Raw genomic sequence first — 18,834 nt, forward strand, 5'->3', positions numbered from 1 at the left:
TTTCTTTTAGATTGTGATTGCGTCGCAGACAGGTTGTTTATTTTTGTTGTGCCCGTAAATAATCTTCAAAAGAAGTCGGCTTGCGGCCCAGTAAAAATTCAAGAACATTACTATTTCCATCCAAGCCCCAAGTGGTATAAGAATCTGCCAGTTGCTCAAAGCCTTTGCGGAAATACAAATCAGTGGCATTGATTTGGTCAAGAAAATCTTCAACGGGAAGAAAGATAGCTTGGGCTTTTTTATTGTAAACTTGGTTGAACATATCAACTAATTCATTAGGGGAGTAAGGCTGTGTTCCGACTAATTCATAAGTCGCTTTGTTATGCTTTTCAACATTACTGAGAACATCTGCAAGAACTTCAGCAACATCGGTGGTGTCGACGTAGGCAACTTTACTATCGCTTCCATAAAAAATTCGATACTCACCGGTTTGTTCGACAATAGCGGGATTAAAGTTATGCATATAATGCATTGGCTGTAAAATCGTGTAAGGAAATTGCGTTTCCATCCCACGATAAATCAGGTGCTCCTCAACATCCCGTTTGGCAATATGTTGGAGAAGAGTTGATAAAATTGGGTGAGTGACTGAGATGAAAACAAACTGGTTCACTTGATGATCGATGGCGCTATCAATCATCTGTTTACCAATCAGAGTTTCTTCCGCAGAAAACAGTGGGGGAATATAGACAACTTGATCGACAGAACTCATGATTTGATTGATAAATGCTAAGCTTGTCAAATCACCAACGAAAGATTTTTTGATACCGGGAATTTCTGCCACCTGCGGATTAATATCAGTCACGGCAACGTCAAAGCCAGCAGCTATTAAATGAGTGGCAATTGATCGCCCTGTATTACCAGCAGCAGATGTAATTAAAATCATAATAATTTCCTCCTCGTGTGATAGTGAAGTTATTGTAGCATATTTCACTATTTACATGCAAATGCATTTATTTTTAAAAGCTAAGGTCATTTTCCGTTGTTAAGGAAGAATTCAAGGAGCAAACACAAAAATTTGGACGCTACTCAAAACCAATTCAATTTATTTGAAATCTTAATCAGCTGTTTAGCAGTTGTAAAAGATATAGCCAAGAAGACTTGCTTCTTAAACATTTTTTCGTTAAATTAAAAGCACATTAAATTTGCGAGGTTTCAAATGAATAATAAAAATGATTTGATTCAACAAATAGCTATTCTTGAGCGGGATATTTCAAAAAGAATCAATGAACTTCTAAAACCGCTGGGCCTAAATTCTAATAATTACTTCTATATAATTAAACTCGATGATAATCCCAACATCACCCAAAAGGATTTCACCCCTTTAGTGAAATTAAATCAGAGCTCTGTTACCCGCAGCATTAACAGTTTGGTTGAACAAGGGCTCGTCAAAAAAGAAATCAGTCAGGATAAAAGAAGTCATCTGCTATCGCTAACCGATGAAGGCAAGCGCATTGCAGATGAGGTCAAATTAAAAATTGATCAGTTGAATCAAAAATTACTCTTTGCAGCAGAAAAAGATTCCTCCTATGAAATTATCAAAAAATTGCAAAGCCTCTTAGCATCCAATTGAAATAACATTTTTCAAAAAACTTAGTAAAGTGCTAGTTTGCCTGAACAACAATTTGGGCATTTGGAAAATTGACTTGAAGTGCATGTTTGTAGGCCTTGGCCCTATCCGAAAGGACAATCATAACAGTTTCCCAACTTTCAACACTTGTAAATAGTTGATTAAGGGTTACCGAGTACCATTTAAACGTATGGTATTTCTGCTTAATAGTTTGAAATTCTTCAGCTAAATTTTCTTTTGCTAAATAAGCATTGACTAGGGCTGAGCCCAGATAATCCAGCCGGTCCATTTCGGTGACAAAATATGCTTCTGTCATCCCATCTAAAGACATTAAGTTTATTTTTTCCTCTGATTTCATAACAACCCTCTCCTCACTTAGCTTATAAAAACTTTCTCTTGCTGAGTTGAATGCAAATTTTGCCGCTTAAAATTTTACCCGCTGACCACTTTTTGCGATAATCAGCGAGATAGCTTTCACAAAACTCCTTACCTCACTCCAAATATATTTTTAAAAAGTAGCTCATAGCCTAAGAAACCATTGACCAACTTAGGGTTCAACCTTAAAACTTCTAAGTAGAGCTGTTGAGTTGGTTCACTGATGGCCCTTTTGAGAACGAGCGGGTAAGCTGTTCTAGCAAAATTCAGGCTAGCCCGTTCATAATACAGCTTTTTATTCAACAAATCGTTTTTAAAGTTTACCAGCAACTCATGCTCTTCTTCACTGATTGCAGAATCGTTGGCCGACAAGACAGCTTCTACTTTACTTAATAAATGGCGGACAACTTTTCTTGGAAAATATCTGCTAAATGGTGTATTGAACGTTTCTTTTTTCATGATTTTTCCTCTTTTCAATTTGATGCTTGAAAGTTTTCAACATAGCAATTGTCAGTTTAGTAGAACAAGCTTGTCTTCTCAAATCCACAGAAAGTTCGGTTGCAGTTGCCATCCGAGAAACTGCTGCAGATTGAGTGAATGAAAATTTACAGAATATTTTTTTGCCATAATAGTATTCGTAAGAAAATTTTCTTATTTGTTCTTCTAGACCAATATTTTTTAATCAGTTAACTTGATAAGATCATTCTAGCACCATATTGCCAAGGAAAATCTAACATTGTAGTAAGATTAGTCACATTGGCTAGGTTAAATATCGTGAAGTGAGATAAGAAGGGTGAGATGCTAGACGATGTAGACCATTCCAAAATAACAGAAAAATATTACATGAGAAATTGAATTTTTTTGTAAAAATTAAGGGACGTTAGCTGAATGATGGATGTTTTTTTACGCGGGGAGTTGCCACGTAGTAAACTGGAGGGAACTTTCCGCATTTAATCAGCAGAAATAGCCTTAGAAATCTGGATTTTCTAAGGCTAAGAGTATATTTACTTGGTTTGAGAAGTTTGCTTTGTGCAAGGTAAATTTTAATTAGGAGATTGCTTTACTAAATTTTTGCTATTGAAAATGCGGAATAAATTTTTCGTTTTTTTCAAAGTCGGTTGTAACAACTGGCTTAGATAATAGTTAGCAGCTGTGCGGGTGTGCTTAAAGAAAAATCAGCTTCTTTGAAGAGCTCCTTGTCCAGCGTTCCCCACTCTGCCAAGGCAAATTTTGTGCCGGCAGCTTGCGCGCAGGCACTATCCTGTGGCGAATCTCCAACAAAAAGAGTTTGCTTCTTTTTAGAATCCAACAGGTCAAGCGCCTTTAAAATTGGTTCAGGATGAGGCTTATGGAAAGTTGTATCCGTTGCAGTAATTACGCAATCAAAATAAGGTAATAGTCCAAATTGTTCAAACTCAGTAGCAATTCCGGCCCGGGTTTTTGAGGTGACAATACCTAATTTAACACCTTTTTTATGCAACGACTTGATGGCCTCAGTAATGGCAGGGAAAACAGTGATTTCCGAGAGATAATTTAAAACATTTGCACTCCATTTTTCATGTAGTGCAACTATTTCCTGCGGTCTCGTTGTGAATTTTTCTAAGGCTTGACGCCCAGGAATCCCCAAAATATACTGCAAATCCTCAAAGGAAACCTCTAGCTGTTTTTCATTTTTCAAAATTTCCTGTAAAGATTTTCGCATCACATAAGAGGTGTCAATTAAAGTACCATCCACATCAAATAAAATTGTCGTAATCATTTGCTGTCCCCTTTGTTATGTTTGGATTTATTTTACGCCCAATAATCCGGAATAAGCTCAGCCAAGGTAATCGTTTTAAGCGGGTTCAAGCTAGTCAACACTTCCATTTGGCGGTTTTGGCCGCCTAATTGCATCATAAATTCACGGCAAACACCACAGGGCATGATGACCTCAGTCCCTTTAACGGCAACTACTTTTGTGATTGTCGTTTCCCCATCAGTCAGCATAGTGCCAATCGCATTGCGTTCAGCGCAGTAGTCAATTGAGCAAGCCGTATCAAGCGAAATCCCCGTATATATTTTTCCCGTATCCGTCAAAACCGCAGCTGCAACACTGCCGGCATACATAAACTCAGAGACTTCCCGCTCTCTGCAGACAGCGACAGCGTGTTCGTATAAACCCTGCCAACTATTTTTTTCCATTGTATATGGTCCTCCAACTATTTGGTATTTGATAATAAAAGACTATCTGATTTAGTTTTATTAATAGTGTAGCACGCGAAATAAATAAAACATTAAAAAATATTGTGTAATAGGCTATTTCATCAAATGTAGACTAAGTAATTAAGCCGCCAGAACAATGTTTGGAGGTGTTTTTGGTGGGGGAAACGCATGATTCATCGGTTTAGCTAGTAGATACATGGATTGCTGATTTTGTTAACAGAAACATTTAGTGAAACGAAACCCCATTAAATTGCCTTTTATAAATTAATTGGCCAAAGAGCTAGAAATTGTTTAATTCGTGAGTAAATAGACTCAGAGGTTAAGTGGAATAGGCAAATATCTAGCATTTTTGATAATTTATTCTATTCGGCTCACTTTAAGCTTTTTGCTTCTTCATCAAGTGGCTTCGTTAATACCGGTCGTTCTAACAACAGCTACTACAATTCAATCAATATGATTGAGGTTTGACTCTGATAATTGTGCTCGTTTAGCACCTATTGTAAATAACAATGTCGCTCTTAAAATCATAAATCATACTTCTTTTTCATAAAAATTCTTCCGCTTATTTGGGGAGTAGATGCCAACGTCCTTAAAATATTATTTTAAAGAAAATTCCTCAGTAAAATGTTTACCATGGAATTAAGCTTGATATATAAAGGTCTGTAAATTTTTTCTAGTTACTGTAAAATAAAAAAAGGAAGTATTTTTCCTGGTTTTTGAAATATATTGGATGGAAAATGGGTTCAAGGATGTATTATCATGGGGGACGAATAATATGAATATTCATAACGTGTTAAAAGAAAAGAGAAAAGAATTTTCACTTACTCAAGAAGAACTAGCTGAAAAAATATCAGTATCACCAAAAACTATATCCAATTGGGAAAACGGAAAAACGAATCCGGATTTGGAAAGTCTCATTCTACTAGCCCAATTATTTCACTTATCTTTAGATAACTTATTATTGGGTGATTCCCAAACAGTCGCTGAAATGAATAAGGATTTAAAAAAAGGCAGAAAAATCTTGAAAATTATTGTTACTTCTATATTAGTGACGATATCTGCTTTTTCGATTGGGCTTCTGATATATGAAGAAAGCACTAAACACTATCGACAAGCCTATGAGGAATATGTTCGCAATCAGTATACAGGGGATAGTGTAAATGATGAATCGGCAAATAGTGACTAGGAAGCGAAATCGACAGTTAATTGAATCTTGATAAGAGTAAACAGCCTGTCTGACGAAAGTTTGGCGGATGCTTACTTTTGAAAATTCTCATCCGAAAGTCGTTCAGGTACTGAACGACTAAGATGATTAACTATATATCCAAAACTTTTCAGATAAATTTTTTAAGTTGTTTAAATATGATTTGATTGAATCAATAAAATTAGATAAACCAGAGGTCTGAGTGGAGGAACTCTGAGGGAAATAAATCGACTATTGATAGCTAAGGCTACCTAAAATTTCCCTTTATCTAAATGCAAGGAGCGCTGTAACCAATTTGCACAAAGCTCTTTTTTTGATTCATTTAAATGCTTTTTATACAACGAAGGTTTATTTAAGTGAGGATAAATAGCTGAAAAATCATTTTTATAAGAGGTGAGGATAATGTATTCGAGATTAAAAAAGACTATATATTCGAAATTGAAGTCACATCCAGTAATTTTTCTAGTGCTAATCACGCTTGTCTTGCTCTTACCACAACTAGTATCACAAAATATGATTAGCGGTTCAGATTCAGTCTTTCACTTTAATCGCTTCTACGATGCAGCAATGCAAATCAAAGAAGGCAATTACCAACCATTTATTAGCTTATATGGATTTCAGCAATCAGGCAGAATTGTCAATGCTGTCTACAGCCCCTATCTAGCTTATTTAATGGGTGGAATATTGCTATTATCACAAACGTGGTTTATTTTTCAAGTGGTCTCCAATTTAATACTCTATTTAGTTTCAGGGTTCTCCATGTATTATTTATTAAGGCGATTAGAAACACGTATACCAATCAGAGTAACTATTTCCTGTGTTTATTTAACGACCTTTGCCGTTCAATATTGGATTACTAGACAAGGATTTAGTAGTTGGGGAGCCGCAATCTTACCTCTTTGTTTGATCCCCATAATAAAAATGGTTAACGATTACGATATCAATGTCTTGGAATTAGGTTTTTTTACGGCATTGATGTTCCAGGTTCATTTTTTATCGACGCTTTTTCTAATGATGATTTATGTGCCATTTTTTATATATGCCCTTGTTCATACTCGAGAAAAATTCAAAATGGTTGGTAAGACTATCGTTTCGATTATCATTTTCTTTTTATTGACACTTAATTTGTGGGGAAATCTGTGGCAATTATACTCAAACAATCAAATTCTAGCGCCGTTTATTAATTACAACATGGCAGAGGCTACTATTACCTATCAAAGTTTCTATTGTCTGTTTACACCGTTTTTTCTTTTTTTTATCATGATAACGACGATAAGAATTTTCTTCAAATTTAGAACCAGCCTGACCCCATTTCTTAGAATTACGATATCGACAGGAATTGCTTTTTTAGTTTTGGCTTCAAATCTAATTCCTTGGACTTTTCTGTTAAGTGAAAATGTAAAAATTGCCCAATTAATTCAATTTCCATTTCGATTTGTCATACCAGCAATAGTCTTGTTTTTGCTGGCGGTGGGATTGCTTTTAAATAATTATGACTTCAAAGAATTAAAAATATTTAGTATTTCTAAAATGATAGGTTTCGCTGTTTTGCAAACCTTAATCTTGCAGATTGTCTTATTGACAACTTGGTCAAAACCTGAAGACTATATCTTCTCTGTAACCAATACATACCTTACTGCTGATTCCCCTCAGGAAATAAAAGAGTCCTTTTATAGTAAAGATCTTAGCCTTGCGTTAACCTACATTCAAAAATCGACGCCAGATTATTTACCCGTGTACGAAAACTATGAAGGCACAAAATACAAGTTGTATAAAGCACAAGTCATAGATTTGGAGGAGCATTTTGAAAAAGAAATAAAAAAAGATAAATTATTGGTTAAATGGGTAGGGGAGGATAGTGAACGTACCATGATTCCGATTGTGGGCTATAAAAATACGAGCTTAATTCTTAATGACGAACGCTTGACTGCAGATGAGGTTCAGCATAGTCAGATTGGAATTATCAAAGTGTTACAGCAGAAGGGACCCAATGTTCTTGAGGTTTCTTATCAAACACCTAGGTTCATTGCAATTGCTATCTTTTTACCGCCAGCTGTTATTGTATGTTGTCTCATTTTTTTATTATCCAAAAAAATTTTTTATAAAGTGCCGGCTAGCTATACGAGAGGTTTAATTAATAATTGAAACAACTAGAAAAATACGTGAATACCAGCATAAAAGCGATTTGAAAATTAGAAGATTCAAAAAATTCATGGTTCATCAGAGCTAATTTGTACTATCAGCTTGGATTTTTTTTTAGATTTTTTCATAGGAGTAATGTGTCAAATTTCCACACTAATTTTCTCCAGTTAGTAGCGCTTCTTGAAACATATTTCAAAGTATGAATGATTTATCCCAACAAAGTAACCTAAATGAAACACTTTTCCTTTTTTGCTTCTTGGCCACTAGTCTCTCCTAGTGGCCTTTTCTTTGTAGGTTACATAAATCACGTTATACCAAGTAATTAATTTGGCCTCGACAGACCAACATATAACGGGATTTTTTTGTAAAAAAGAGACTTGATACATTGATCTAATTCTTTTAGATTGGTTCGTCAATTATTATTCTTATAAGAACAGGTGTTAAAGATATTTTGGAAAAAAGTTGAAAAATTGTTTGTTAAGAGAAAGATTATCTTTCAGTGTAGACACAAGTGATACATAGAAGATAGACATTTCACTTTTATTGGAATAATCCACGAATTTAAGACATACTTATCAATCATTTCAGACTCACTTAAGAAATGTTAAGAAACAGCTAAGATTTTACCTTTAAGATATTAAAATAAAAGGGGGTAAATAGGTGAAAAAGAAGATTATTTTAGTTTTGGTTATACTTAGCTTTTTTATTTGCCCCCAAATTAGTTTGGCTGAAGCTGGGGCTGATACCGGCATTACTTTAACACCTGATTATACCCAGACCAAAGGGGGACAAGTGGACACTGATTTAAACTATTTTCAGGTTCAAGCTTCTCCAAACACAGTTGGTAAGCTGAGCTTTGAAATAACTAATAATTTTGACAGTGATAAGGTTGTTCAGCTAGATGTTAAAAATGCTACCACAGGACCTACAGGAGAGATTTCTTACGTTGACGGGGGTGCTTTAATCACCAACAGTTACCCGTCTTTGGAAAAAGTTTTTCCTGAAGAGAATGAAATAACCTTAGCTGCAGGAGAAAGTCAAACAATAACTTTTGATTATCAATTTCCAGAAGAAAATTTTAATGGAATATTGCTAGGATCAGTAGTTGCAACATATGAGAATCAAGAAGGCCAAACGGAAAAAACACCTTTAGTTATTATCTTTTCTAATGATTTTACCTAAGAGGTGGCACCAGAATTTGAGTTTAGTGACTTGGAACTGGAACCATTGGATACGAATAATCAGCAACTAAATCTAATAATTAATAATAATGCTGCCACGGCTACCGCCAATCAAGATATGTTTGTTCAAATCACTAGCATGGATGGTAGCCAGGCTTATTACCAAACAACAATTAGCCAATTATCTATGGCCCCCTATTCTCAATTAATGATACCGTTGCAGCTTGACAAAGAGACTCTCCAAAGTGGGGATTATAAAGTAGATATGACTATTACTATTGGAGAGTTGAGACAAACTCTCACGAAAAATTTTAATTACGAGAGCACATTAGTGGAAAAGAGAGCTGGTTTTACAGATTTCAGTGACTATTTTATCTATATTGGACTTACACTTTTAGCTATTTTATTTCTATTTGGTTCATACTTTATTGGAAGGAAGGTTCATCATGGGGAGAAAAAATAAATGGGGACTACTTTTCTTAGCACCAGCAATTATTCTTGCTACAAGTCTTAGTGAGATTAACGCTAAAGCGGAAGAGAATAATTTATCGTCAAACGAAATCACAGCTCAATCAGAGTCTTCTGTTGTAGTTGTCGAAGATTCCAGTGCAGCCAATTTATCAAATTCTTCTGAAACAGAAATGACGACATCCAGAGAAGAAACGACAAGTTCTTCGACGGAGCCTTCTGTAGCTACTGAAATTATTGAACCCGCTGTTGAAGATAAGCCTTCAATAGATGCTGCTGGGGAGTTAACTCTGGATGGCGTACCGAATTTTAATTTTGTCAAAAGTGATGGAACTCAGTTAATTGTCCAAGATTTTCTTAACGACAATCTGACTCTAGTTAATAGTTTAACACCAGTAAGCGCTAGTCAAACAGCTTTTGATGGAAATGACAATGGAACGTTATTAATTACTGATGAACGGGGAAGTGGCAGTTGGCGATTGTCCGTCCGTTTAACACCGCTAATCGATATCACGACGAACAATCAAATTGATGGGGTACTGCATCTAACAGTTGGTGAAAATCCGGTTGTAGATGTGGCGACTACTCAATCAGCAGATGTGACTGTTTATCAAATGGAAGCTGGCGGTTCACTATCTACTTCGACAGCTAACTCGACATTTGAAGTTACCCCGAGTCAGCAAGTTGCAGCAGGAACCTATCAGGGGCAAGTCACTTGGACTTTGAGCAACTCGATTCAATAAAAGTTCGAGCGCTTTATTCAATCCGTTTAATCCACCATTAAAGGTGTTTTAATAAAATAAGCAATAGAAAGAGGAGAAGAGAAAATGAAGCTTAACAAATTGTCTTTATTAGGTGTAGCTACTATTTCAACAGTCGTTTTAGGAACTGTTGGTGCAGGGACTGCTTTAGCAGCACCAAACTTCGGTTCTGGTCAAGGAACCGTTAATCCAATGGGACCAGGAACAAGTGATTTAAACTCAATCGCTGTACCAATGACTGGTCAAGGTTTTTACTCAGGAGGAACAAGTTACATTGCACCAACTGTCGGAACTAGTGCAGCTGGAGCGAACTCAACAGCTCAAGTAGCAGTGGCAGAATCTGGCGCACCTTTACGTTTAGATGCTGTACCAAACTTAAACTTCGGAAATACGGAAACTGCTAACATCATCGAGGGCGACACTGTATTGCCGTATGTTGACGGGACTGTTTCTGACAGTAGCAATTTCGATGGAAATGATTCAGGAATGATTCAAGTAACGGACGTTCGTGGCGGTGACAGTGCTGGTTGGACATTAATGGCAGCTGTATCACCATTGACTTCGATGACTAATCCATCGGCTACTTTAGATGGTACTTTAAGCATTACACCAAAAGCAAATACAACAAACAATACAACGACACCAGCAGGAACAACAACTTCAATCTCAACTGATGGTAATGCTCAAGTAGTTTGGGGAACAACTGCAACAAGTGTCGGTACGGGAGTCAACCAAGCAATGGTTGATAGCGAAACAACTTTAACAATTGCTCAAAACGGTGAAGCTGAACAAGGCACATACCAATCGAATGTAGTTTGGACTTTAGCTAATACAATCAATGCTAGTGTATCTGCAGCAAATGCTAATGCAGATCGTCAACCAACACAATAATCATTAAACGAAGGATTGTCGGAGGAAGGAACAAGATGAAAAAATTATTAAGTTTGCTTGCCATTGTTGGGTTTAGTCTGATATTTCAAGCTGAAATAGTTTTTGGATCTAGTAACCAAGCAGGAGCGGGTTATTCCATTACTGCTGAATTACCAGAAAATCAATATGACAATAGCGTCAGTTATTTTGACTTATTAGTGAAACCTGGTGAACAAGAGAGTTTAACCATTAAAATGACAAATTTAACTGCCGAAGATAAAAAAATTCAACTAGGACTGAACAATGGTTACACAAATGACAATGGTGTGATTGAGTATAACTTAGAAAATCTAGATCCTGATCCTTCGGCGGTCTATCGATTAACTGATTTCACTGAAGCTCCAAGCCAAACGGTAGATTTGCCCGCTAACGGTGAAGCTACAGCCACCTTTGAATTAACTACGCCCGAAAATCCATTTGAAGGGATTGTCATTGGTGGAATATATGCAATGGAGGAAGGTCAAGAAAGTACAAGTAGTCAAGATGATTCGATTGCATTGACTAACCAATTTGCTTTAGTGTTAGGAGTTGTTTTAAGAGAGGATACTGAGACTCAGATTGATCCTAACTTGAATTTGGTCTCGGCACAAGTAGCTGAAAAAGACGGGAAATCCGTCATCTCTGGTGTCATTCAAAATGATCAACCGATGATTTTAGGTAATTTAACTATGGATGCGACGGTGACCAAGAAAGATTCTAGTGACATCCTTTTTCAGCAAAGCTCACAAAATCTGCAAATGGCGCCCAATTCTAATTTTAATTATAGTGTGGATGCCAGTGAAGAAAACCTTGATCCTGGGGATTACACATTATCTATAAAAGCTAATGCAAACGATCAAAGCTGGGATTTGACAAAGGATTTTACGATTGAGGCAGCAGATATAGAAAAATTGTCAACCAATGAAAAGTCATCAGAAATTCCTTATGGGATTGTGAGTGCAGTCGTGATTGGTTTAATTTTATTAGGAGCTGTTGGATTCTATTTGGGCCGCCAGCGAGCCCGTAAATGAGGTGAGAAGCATGCATACTCTTAAGAAAAAAATTATTATTTTTCTCAGTTTAACAGCCACCTTAATTTTAGCTGGAAGTTTTAGTTATGCTTCTGAAAGCTTTGCTGAAACTTCAAAAGCACAAATTATTCTGGATGGGCAGAGACAACCGGGTGGTAGCAACGGCAATCAACCAAAACCGCCTATTCCTGACGGTCAATCCCATAACACTGTTGGATCGACTGATTTGTTACAGACCAATGAAATTGCTTCTAGACTAATTTCAAGTATTGGACTAATTGTTTTAACCGTTGCTGGAATAATACTATATCGGCGAAATAAATTGAGAGAATAAATGAAAAAACCAGCGTTATCTGAAGAAGCGAAGCTTAAATCAGGATCACTTCTAGGATAGTCTGGTTTTATTTTTGTATTAAAATTCAGCCATCAAGTACCTAATTTAGGCCATCTGGTATCTCCATTCGATACCCCAGACCCCAAACAGTCTGGATTTTTGGGTATAGGCCAGGATTATTGACTGCATTCATTTTTTCACGAATTCCGTGAATATGAACATTTAACGTATTGGCATCTTCAAAGAAATCCGTTCGCCAAATTTTTTCATAAAGCTCAGATTTTGAAAAAACACGACCAATGTTCAGAGCAAAAAGCTGTAATAACTCAAACTCTTTGTTAGATAAAGGTAATTCAGTGTTATTTAAGTAAGCAGAATGACGATTATTATCGATAGACAAGGCGCCAATGCAACAACTTTTTAGATTTTTATTTTGATAATAGTTGGTCCGCCTTACAATATTTTTAATGCGTAAGGCCAATTCTCGCGGGTTAAAGGGCTTGGTGATAAAATCATCAGCTCCGAGCATCAATGAATAAATTTTGTCTTGCTCGTGCTGTTGATCACTCATAAAGACAAACGGTATTTGTTCATCTAATTGTAATATAGCTTCCATCAGCTCATAACCATCTAACTTTGGCAATAAAATATCAGTCAGCACTAACTCAACTTCAGTTTCTTTAAATAAGTGCAAAGCATCGATACCATTCCTGGCAACAATTACTTCTAAACCTTCTTTCTTTAAATAACGTGTAATCGTATCAATAATTTCATGGTGTTCATCGACCAATAAGATTCGTGACATAGAATCCCTCCAATTAAAAAAAGTATATCAAGGAACAAAAATATGACTAAATAATATGATTTAAATAAACTAGTTTTTAATTCTATTTTTTATTAAAAACGAAAAAATAATTTTCGTTGTAATTTAAGTTAGTATTTTTACAACCCTTAAAAATTAACGAAAATACCTAAATTGTCATCTCTGAAATGTAACAAATAATCCATTTTTTCTATAAAACAATTATAATTTATAGTTATTAAATATATTGGACTTAGTCTTTAATAGAAAAATATTGAACTAGTTTAGAGCTAAATCTCTTATCTTTCATAAAAAGAGCTATTACTTCAATTATTTCTTTTTTTTAAGCAATTTGATTGACACTATATTTTTATAGAAACGAGATTTAATTATCTAAAAAGTTACACAAACCGTAGATGGAGTAAATAGAATTGTTTCTTGGGAAGCGAGAATCCGCCACATTAATTCCGTATATTATTTTGATTGATAATAAAGTAACAAAACTTCTATTTCACTAAAGTGCTGACTAATTATTCTAGAGATTTAAATAGTAATTAAAATAACTAGTAAAATACATAAGTGGCCACTAGGAGAGATTAGTGGCCTTTTCTTTATGTAGAGTCTCATTTTTTGAAGGGGTAGGTTATAAAAATCACGTTTTACAAAGTAAGGAAACTCATCATTAAATAACAATTAGGAGGGGATAAAAAATTGAATTACATTACTCAACAATTCAAATTAATCTAATAGTTATAGAATGTATGTTGATATTTTTTTCAATATCCTTTGAGTGTCCATAAACAAAATATTATCACAATTAGGAAAGAAAATAGATTAGAAAAAATTTGCTTACAATGGCAAACTTTCATCGAGTATTTTATAGCGTTTAAAGGGGTATTTTTTGGATGAAAAATCGTAGTTGATGAAATTTTAAACGAAAAAAATAGATAAATAAATAAGTGGGGAGAATCAAACTACAACCCATACTTATGGCATTCAGTTCTTTCTGAAGAAATTGGAGAAGTTGCTCAGGAGTTAGTGGATTACCATCTAAATGGCAACACTCAAAGACCAGAAGATGCACGGACAGAACTAATACAAGTTGCAGCTGTGGCTTTGTCTTTTGTTGAAAGTTTAGATCGAAACGAGCTTTCATAATGTGTTTTTGATTGGTTAGCTTTTTAGCTACTCTTTTTTATTAAAATAGAGCTGGAGTCTTTCAATAATTCAAAACGATTAGATTAAACTCTTACCTAGTTTACATAATTTTCTTTATGGAAGATAGAAGGCTAAAAAGCTTGCCTAATCTATCTATTCGTATAATACTTTATATAAAGTAATTAAAACTAAGGGGTGACTTCATGAAAAAGATTGTTTGGTTAATATTTGGTATATTCATATTGGCAGGATGTGATTCAATTGATGACAATCAAATAGTTGATGCAATACCACCTAATGTTTCTTCAATCGAATCCAGTTCCATTATTTCAGATGCGGATAAAGTCACAGCAATTTTAGGAGAAGAGGTAACTAATGAAAAAAGATTATCTCAATTTATCAATAATGTTAACCAAAATATTGTTGATAAAATTATTATAGAATCTTGTACTATTGAAGGGGATATTATCTTTGAAACACTAATTTATGATGGAGCACAAATAGAATTGATAGAAGATTATTCCAACGTTAGTAGCATAAAGAGGCCTGCTGTTACTCGCCAATATTTTAATAAAATTATTTTCAAAGACAATAAATATATCTTGCAAAATACGGGGAGTGAAGAGGAGTTCTTACTTATTAATTTAGCTCAAAGCTAAAGATTTATCTAACGTTTGGTGGGTATTTACTTATGAAAAAGGACTCTCAATTTATTGGTCCAAGAAGTAGAATCCAAAGATTACAGACTTTGTAGGAAAAAATAGTTAGTGAAATAAAATTCCCCATAGGTAACCAGGTGTAATTCAATTATCCTGAATCTGCTAAAGACAGTCTAAGTCGTGAGTAGATAAACTCAGGGTTTAACATACTAGCTAAATGAAAAATGTCATTTAGAGATTAGAGTTATTCCCAATAAAAAAGGTTCTTCGAATAGTCACTCGAAGAACATTTTTAGCTTTCAGTTCAGCAATTTACTGAATTTTTCTTTGTTGCTAATCGACATTTGAATCGCAAAATGAATGGTTTCTGCGCTGGCTTCAATTGCTGTTTCGTAATAAGTACATTTTTTTCAATAATATCCATAATGTCTTCGTTGGACATTTTATTTTAAAAGATTTTTTATTAGTCCGCTAATGTAAAGGTTAATAAACTAACTACGGATTTCATCTACTCAGAAAAATTATTGTCCACCAAGAATCTTTGGTGGATTATTTGGTTTTCCTTCTGTATCAAGAACGTTCGTTTCTGATTTGAAATTAAGTGTACTTCAATTTTGCATCCTAAACGACTAATTTATCAATATGCTAGTTCAATAGCATTGTTAAAAATGATTGAGAGAGCACGAGGTAAATTATTTGCATATTGTTTTTATTTATTTATAAATTAAAAAAATATTGCAATGGTTGAAAATAAAGTTTATAATGCCTTTATGAAAGCGCGCGCATTTATGTTGACAGTTTTAGAATGATACACGGTATTTTTTAGAATGAGTAGGTATAACTAAACATATTCGTTTAGGTTATTAAAATTATTTTTGGGGGGGATTTAATTTGAAAAAGGCAAAAACTTTATGGTTTAAAACTACAAAAATCTGCATACTATGTTCAACTTTATTATCAGTGATGATGCTTCCTAATACGGTACACGCAAGTGGAAACAATTTTAGTGCTGAAGAGTATGCTCAAAAGGAAAAAGAAGGATTAGATGCAGGATACTCTTTAGAACAGTTCGAACAAATTATGCAAATTCCTGATTTACCACATGAAGAAAAAATTTCTGATCGTGGGGTAACAACTTTTGCGGCAATGAGTTCAGATCAGACTAAAATCGTTCAAGTTGCAGAGGCCCAACTAGGGAAACCTTATGTAAGTGGAGCTCAAGGTCCAAATAGTTTCGATTGTGGTGGTCTTGTAAAGTACGTATATAAACAGGCGGTGAACATTGAACTGCCAATGGGCACTTATAACCAAGAAAAATACGGTCGAGATGTCAGTATGAGTGCTCTACAGCCAGGAGACTTATTATTTTATGGAAATCGTGGTTCAACATATCATGTGGCAATTTATGTTGGGAATAACCAGATGATTTATGCTCCTCAACCTGGTCAAAAGGTGAAAAGAACTAGCTTAACATACTACTATCCAAGCTTTGCAAAACGAATTCTAAAAGATACTACACCGGCGCCAACAGTAAATGCTTCATTGGACACAGTATCAATGAATACGTATGATTTTTTAATTGATGGCTGGATGACAACGACTGAAAATATTCAAAGTACAACACCATTTGTTTTCTTTATGGATAGTAATACTGGGAAAGAAATTACTCGGTTAAAGATGACTAGAAAGTCTCGTACAGATGTCTCGGCAGTTTACCCTACAGTAAATGGCTCTAATGTGGGATGGATAATAAAAGGCGGTACTCCAGAAGTATTATTAGGTCGGCAGTTTAAAATCCTCGTTCGTTATGCGACAGATAGTCAAGGGAATGCATGGAAACTAGATAAAACATTTCCAACTGTATACTCACTACCTGGAAAAGTAAATGATGGTAATCTAGATGTGATTCAGACAGAAGGCAATTTGCGTAAAGTCATTGGGTGGCATGCGGCGTGGAACTCACCCAAAGGAACGAATAGATTTGTATTCTTGTTAGAAAATGGAAAAGAAGTAGCTAGGGCCAAAATTGATAGTTCAATCACTAGAACAGATGTAGCAAGCTATGTTGGAAAAAATGTTGCAGGGGTTCAGAATAGTGGATTTCAAGCAACTTTTGATGTTACGAAACTAAAAGGGAAAAATCTGCAAATCATGCACCGGTATGCCTCTGACACATTGGGTAATCAAATTATTAATGATTTCTATTTCCCAGGGACATACAAATTCTGATAGTGCATTAAAATCTATACACCTTGTGTTGAATTTTTAATGTGTCAAATAGACAAATAAAGATTAAAAGTAAGCCGTAGATGATTAAACTCTACGGCTTTAATTTTGTACATTTTTAGTGGTTCAGCCCATACTTATATTAATTACTTTTGAGTAGTACAATATCAGGTGATTTTAGAAGGTAATTTCGATTACAAAGAAAAAATTTTTTTATCGTTTTCCTTTATGGAAATTTGAATTTATAACTATTTGTGAAACATAATTTGCTAGGAGAATTTCCATAATTTTGCTGTAAACCACATCACCACTATCATACTAATAGATTAAACAGCACGCCTGTATTGGTTAAACGATTTAGTGGAGACTTATTTATTGAATGAACCCTTACCCAGCTTTAATCAGTAAAATATTCAAGTCTTGTTATGAAATCAACAAAATCGCTTTACAACCTGTGTCTAAAAGTTTGAAAGTAGCTGTGGCTGCTGAATTTTTGAGATATACTAACCGTATTAATAAAAAAGGAGGTTATCCAAATGGAATTTTGCCCTTTCTGCAATCTTGATCGGAACCAGATTCTTTTTGAAAACAACTCTGCACAGGCATTTTTTGACAAAAATCCTGTTTCACCAGGTCACATTCTAATCGTCCCTAAAAAGCATAAAATAGATTATTTTGCATTATCAGATTCTGAAAAGCTGGACATTGAAAAGTTGCTTGAAACCTGCAAAAGTTTTCTTGATGAAACGGAAAGTCCAGATGGCTACAATATTGGCTTTAATTGCGGAGAAGTAGCGGGGCAATCGATATTTCATTGCCACTGCCACCTCATTCCCCGGTATAAGGGCGACACACCTAATCCAAAAGGCGGCATTCGAGGAGCGATTCCCGATAAAATGTTTTATTAGTTATTTGAAAAAAATGAACAGCCGTCCGCTTTACAAAACTAAAAATCCTCGAACTACCACTAAAGACTCTGTGCTATTTCTTTCTCTCCAAAAGCGGGGTTCATTCTTCCCTCACAAATTGGTTCTATGCCACTGGGCTAAAGATTTTTCCATAATCTGCCAGCTTTGGTGGTCGGCGAAGAGGTCGGCTTCCCAATCAGGCCCATCATAAAAGTTATGGATAAAGCTATGCCCGGCACGGGGATAATGAAAGTGCTGAGCATCTTGCGCTCGGTTGGCAATCTTCTGAGCCATGGCAGCGGCAGGCCAGGTCTGATCGAGCCCACCGGAAAATAATAATATTTCACCAGAAAAATTTTCGGCAGGAATTTGATAGTGCTCTAATGCATGGGTTTGAGAAAGTAGTTCTTCAAAAATAGCGATGCTAGGACGTTTCTCTTTAAAATAATTTTTTAAAATGAAACTTCTTGGCATGGGGACATGAGGCAAGGCTTGGCCTGGAAAAAAGTAGTTGCTGGGGGAAATCAAGATTAGCTGCTTGATTTCAGGATAGTAGGCAGACAAAATCAGACACAACTCGGCCCCTCTCGAAAGGCCGAGGAGCGTGATGGGCGCTTGGCGCTGTGGGCCTAAAAAAGCCAGCACTTGTGAAAAAAAGCTGATTTCGATATTGTCCAATGTTGGGGCTAAAGCAGGTCTGCCAAAATAATAAAGGGCTACAACCTGATAGCCACTCTCGCAAATTTTTTTGGCTAAGTCTAGGCGACAGCTGCCTTCAGAACCGCCAAAAATAATGACAGTACCAATCGATAGTTTTTCTTCAGGAGTCAGCTGATAACCGACAACTTGGTCTTGATTTATTTCCGCAATAGTTATATTCATAAGCTTGTCCTTTTTCGATAGTAAA

Annotated in this window: 19 protein-coding genes; 12 read left to right on the forward strand and 7 right to left on the reverse strand. The window is 35.4% G+C overall.

Translation table 11 applies throughout. From position 1 onward, the window contains the following. Positions 1 to 37: 37 nt before the first annotated feature. Positions 38 to 883 carry an SDR family oxidoreductase gene (locus tag AC1Z3S_RS12105; protein WP_461740568.1) on the reverse strand — a complete coding sequence of 282 codons (846 nt, stop codon included), beginning with the start codon at positions 881 to 883 and terminating at the stop codon, positions 38 to 40. 273 nt (positions 884 to 1,156) lie between these two features. Here AC1Z3S_RS12105 and AC1Z3S_RS12110 point away from each other — a divergent pair, with 273 nt between their 5' ends. Beyond that, positions 1,157 to 1,570, forward strand: a complete 414-nt coding sequence (locus AC1Z3S_RS12110) for a MarR family winged helix-turn-helix transcriptional regulator (protein WP_461740569.1) — start codon at positions 1,157 to 1,159, stop codon at positions 1,568 to 1,570. 31 nt (positions 1,571 to 1,601) lie between these two features. On the opposite strand, the gene AC1Z3S_RS12115 is transcribed toward AC1Z3S_RS12110, so the two are convergent. The 4 genes from AC1Z3S_RS12115 to AC1Z3S_RS12130 form a co-directional block, all read right to left on the reverse strand. Continuing rightward, on the reverse strand, positions 1,602 to 1,925 hold the full coding sequence (locus tag AC1Z3S_RS12115; RefSeq protein ID WP_461740570.1) for a hypothetical protein: 324 nt from the start codon (positions 1,923 to 1,925) through the stop codon (positions 1,602 to 1,604). Between the two features lie 128 nt (positions 1,926 to 2,053). Next, entirely contained in the window at positions 2,054 to 2,401 is a 348-nt protein-coding gene (locus AC1Z3S_RS12120; RefSeq protein ID WP_461740571.1) for a hypothetical protein, read from the reverse strand. A gap of 673 nt (positions 2,402 to 3,074) precedes the next feature. Continuing rightward, positions 3,075 to 3,701, reverse strand: coding sequence for an HAD family hydrolase (locus AC1Z3S_RS12125; RefSeq protein WP_461740572.1), 627 nt, complete (start codon positions 3,699 to 3,701; stop codon positions 3,075 to 3,077). Positions 3,702 to 3,733: 32 nt separating this feature from the next. Further along, positions 3,734 to 4,123 (reverse strand): cytidine deaminase family protein, encoded by a 390-nt coding sequence (locus AC1Z3S_RS12130; protein WP_461740573.1) that lies wholly within the window; start codon positions 4,121 to 4,123, stop codon positions 3,734 to 3,736. 796 nt (positions 4,124 to 4,919) lie between these two features. On the opposite strand from AC1Z3S_RS12130, the gene AC1Z3S_RS12135 reads away from it, so the two are divergent. From AC1Z3S_RS12135 to AC1Z3S_RS12170, 8 genes are all read left to right on the forward strand, one after another. Beyond that, positions 4,920 to 5,330 (forward strand): helix-turn-helix transcriptional regulator, encoded by a 411-nt coding sequence (locus AC1Z3S_RS12135; protein WP_461740574.1) that lies wholly within the window; start codon positions 4,920 to 4,922, stop codon positions 5,328 to 5,330. Between the two features lie 420 nt (positions 5,331 to 5,750). Further along, entirely contained in the window at positions 5,751 to 7,493 is a 1,743-nt protein-coding gene (locus AC1Z3S_RS12140) for a hypothetical protein (protein ID WP_461740575.1), read from the forward strand. A gap of 657 nt (positions 7,494 to 8,150) precedes the next feature. Next, positions 8,151 to 8,672: a WxL protein peptidoglycan domain-containing protein gene (locus AC1Z3S_RS12145; protein WP_461740576.1), complete on the forward strand. Its 522-nt coding sequence runs from the start codon at positions 8,151 to 8,153 to the stop codon at positions 8,670 to 8,672. A 3-nt stretch (positions 8,673 to 8,675) separates the two neighbouring features. Next, positions 8,676 to 9,134, forward strand: coding sequence for a WxL protein host-binding domain-containing protein (locus tag AC1Z3S_RS12150; protein ID WP_461740577.1), 459 nt, complete (start codon positions 8,676 to 8,678; stop codon positions 9,132 to 9,134). Further along, positions 9,118 to 9,882 (forward strand): WxL domain-containing protein, encoded by a 765-nt coding sequence (locus AC1Z3S_RS12155; RefSeq protein ID WP_461740578.1) that lies wholly within the window; start codon positions 9,118 to 9,120, stop codon positions 9,880 to 9,882. The genes AC1Z3S_RS12150 and AC1Z3S_RS12155 overlap by 17 nt, the downstream gene beginning before the upstream one ends. A gap of 84 nt (positions 9,883 to 9,966) precedes the next feature. Continuing rightward, the gene (locus tag AC1Z3S_RS12160; RefSeq protein ID WP_461740579.1) at positions 9,967 to 10,791 is read left to right on the forward strand and encodes a WxL domain-containing protein; all 825 of its coding nucleotides are present in this window, start codon (positions 9,967 to 9,969) and stop codon (positions 10,789 to 10,791) included. A 35-nt stretch (positions 10,792 to 10,826) separates the two neighbouring features. Further along, positions 10,827 to 11,840, forward strand: coding sequence for a WxLIP family cell surface protein (locus AC1Z3S_RS12165; RefSeq protein ID WP_461740580.1), 1,014 nt, complete (start codon positions 10,827 to 10,829; stop codon positions 11,838 to 11,840). A 10-nt stretch (positions 11,841 to 11,850) separates the two neighbouring features. Beyond that, positions 11,851 to 12,174: an LPXTG cell wall anchor domain-containing protein gene (locus AC1Z3S_RS12170; RefSeq protein WP_461740581.1), complete on the forward strand. Its 324-nt coding sequence runs from the start codon at positions 11,851 to 11,853 to the stop codon at positions 12,172 to 12,174. Between the two features lie 100 nt (positions 12,175 to 12,274). On the opposite strand, the gene AC1Z3S_RS12175 is transcribed toward AC1Z3S_RS12170, so the two are convergent. Then, the gene (locus tag AC1Z3S_RS12175; protein WP_461740582.1) at positions 12,275 to 12,979 is read right to left on the reverse strand and encodes a response regulator transcription factor; all 705 of its coding nucleotides are present in this window, start codon (positions 12,977 to 12,979) and stop codon (positions 12,275 to 12,277) included. A 1,358-nt stretch (positions 12,980 to 14,337) separates the two neighbouring features. Here AC1Z3S_RS12175 and AC1Z3S_RS12180 point away from each other — a divergent pair. The 3 genes from AC1Z3S_RS12180 to AC1Z3S_RS12190 all read left to right on the forward strand — a co-directional run bounded on the left by AC1Z3S_RS12180 (position 14,338) and on the right by AC1Z3S_RS12190 (position 17,927). After that, the gene (locus AC1Z3S_RS12180) at positions 14,338 to 14,793 is read left to right on the forward strand and encodes a DUF4362 domain-containing protein (RefSeq protein ID WP_461740583.1); all 456 of its coding nucleotides are present in this window, start codon (positions 14,338 to 14,340) and stop codon (positions 14,791 to 14,793) included. Between the two features lie 891 nt (positions 14,794 to 15,684). Further along, the gene (locus AC1Z3S_RS12185; RefSeq protein ID WP_461740584.1) at positions 15,685 to 17,022 is read left to right on the forward strand and encodes a C40 family peptidase; all 1,338 of its coding nucleotides are present in this window, start codon (positions 15,685 to 15,687) and stop codon (positions 17,020 to 17,022) included. 533 nt (positions 17,023 to 17,555) lie between these two features. Next, positions 17,556 to 17,927, forward strand: a complete 372-nt coding sequence (locus AC1Z3S_RS12190) for an HIT family protein (RefSeq protein ID WP_461740585.1) — start codon at positions 17,556 to 17,558, stop codon at positions 17,925 to 17,927. A 111-nt stretch (positions 17,928 to 18,038) separates the two neighbouring features. On the opposite strand, the gene AC1Z3S_RS12195 is transcribed toward AC1Z3S_RS12190, so the two are convergent. Beyond that, positions 18,039 to 18,809 carry an acyl-CoA thioester hydrolase/BAAT C-terminal domain-containing protein gene (locus AC1Z3S_RS12195; RefSeq protein ID WP_461740586.1) on the reverse strand — a complete coding sequence of 257 codons (771 nt, stop codon included), beginning with the start codon at positions 18,807 to 18,809 and terminating at the stop codon, positions 18,039 to 18,041. Positions 18,810 to 18,834: the final 25 nt, after the last annotated feature.

This window comes from Enterococcus sp. LJL90 (assembly GCF_056924355.1).

Bases quoted from the DNA above. Each gene is read 5' to 3' on its own strand.
- AC1Z3S_RS12105 (WP_461740568.1), bottom strand. From the start codon at position 883: ATGATTTTAATTACATCTGCTGCTGGTAATACAGGGCGATCAATTGCC.
- AC1Z3S_RS12110 (WP_461740569.1), top strand. From the start codon at position 1,157: ATGAATAATAAAAATGATTTGATTCAACAAATAGCTATTCTTGAGCGG.
- AC1Z3S_RS12115 (WP_461740570.1), bottom strand. From the start codon at position 1,925: ATGAAATCAGAGGAAAAAATAAACTTAATGTCTTTAGATGGGATGACA.
- AC1Z3S_RS12120 (WP_461740571.1), bottom strand. From the start codon at position 2,401: ATGAAAAAAGAAACGTTCAATACACCATTTAGCAGATATTTTCCAAGA.
- AC1Z3S_RS12125 (WP_461740572.1), bottom strand. From the start codon at position 3,701: ATGATTACGACAATTTTATTTGATGTGGATGGTACTTTAATTGACACC.
- AC1Z3S_RS12130 (WP_461740573.1), bottom strand. From the start codon at position 4,123: ATGGAAAAAAATAGTTGGCAGGGTTTATACGAACACGCTGTCGCTGTC.
- AC1Z3S_RS12135 (WP_461740574.1), top strand. From the start codon at position 4,920: ATGAATATTCATAACGTGTTAAAAGAAAAGAGAAAAGAATTTTCACTT.
- AC1Z3S_RS12140 (WP_461740575.1), top strand. From the start codon at position 5,751: ATGTATTCGAGATTAAAAAAGACTATATATTCGAAATTGAAGTCACAT.
- AC1Z3S_RS12155 (WP_461740578.1), top strand. From the start codon at position 9,118: ATGGGGAGAAAAAATAAATGGGGACTACTTTTCTTAGCACCAGCAATT.
- AC1Z3S_RS12160 (WP_461740579.1), top strand. From the start codon at position 9,967: ATGAAGCTTAACAAATTGTCTTTATTAGGTGTAGCTACTATTTCAACA.
- AC1Z3S_RS12165 (WP_461740580.1), top strand. From the start codon at position 10,827: ATGAAAAAATTATTAAGTTTGCTTGCCATTGTTGGGTTTAGTCTGATA.
- AC1Z3S_RS12170 (WP_461740581.1), top strand. From the start codon at position 11,851: ATGCATACTCTTAAGAAAAAAATTATTATTTTTCTCAGTTTAACAGCC.
- AC1Z3S_RS12175 (WP_461740582.1), bottom strand. From the start codon at position 12,979: ATGTCACGAATCTTATTGGTCGATGAACACCATGAAATTATTGATACG.
- AC1Z3S_RS12180 (WP_461740583.1), top strand. From the start codon at position 14,338: ATGAAAAAGATTGTTTGGTTAATATTTGGTATATTCATATTGGCAGGA.
- AC1Z3S_RS12190 (WP_461740585.1), top strand. From the start codon at position 17,556: ATGGAATTTTGCCCTTTCTGCAATCTTGATCGGAACCAGATTCTTTTT.
- AC1Z3S_RS12195 (WP_461740586.1), bottom strand. From the start codon at position 18,809: ATGAATATAACTATTGCGGAAATAAATCAAGACCAAGTTGTCGGTTAT.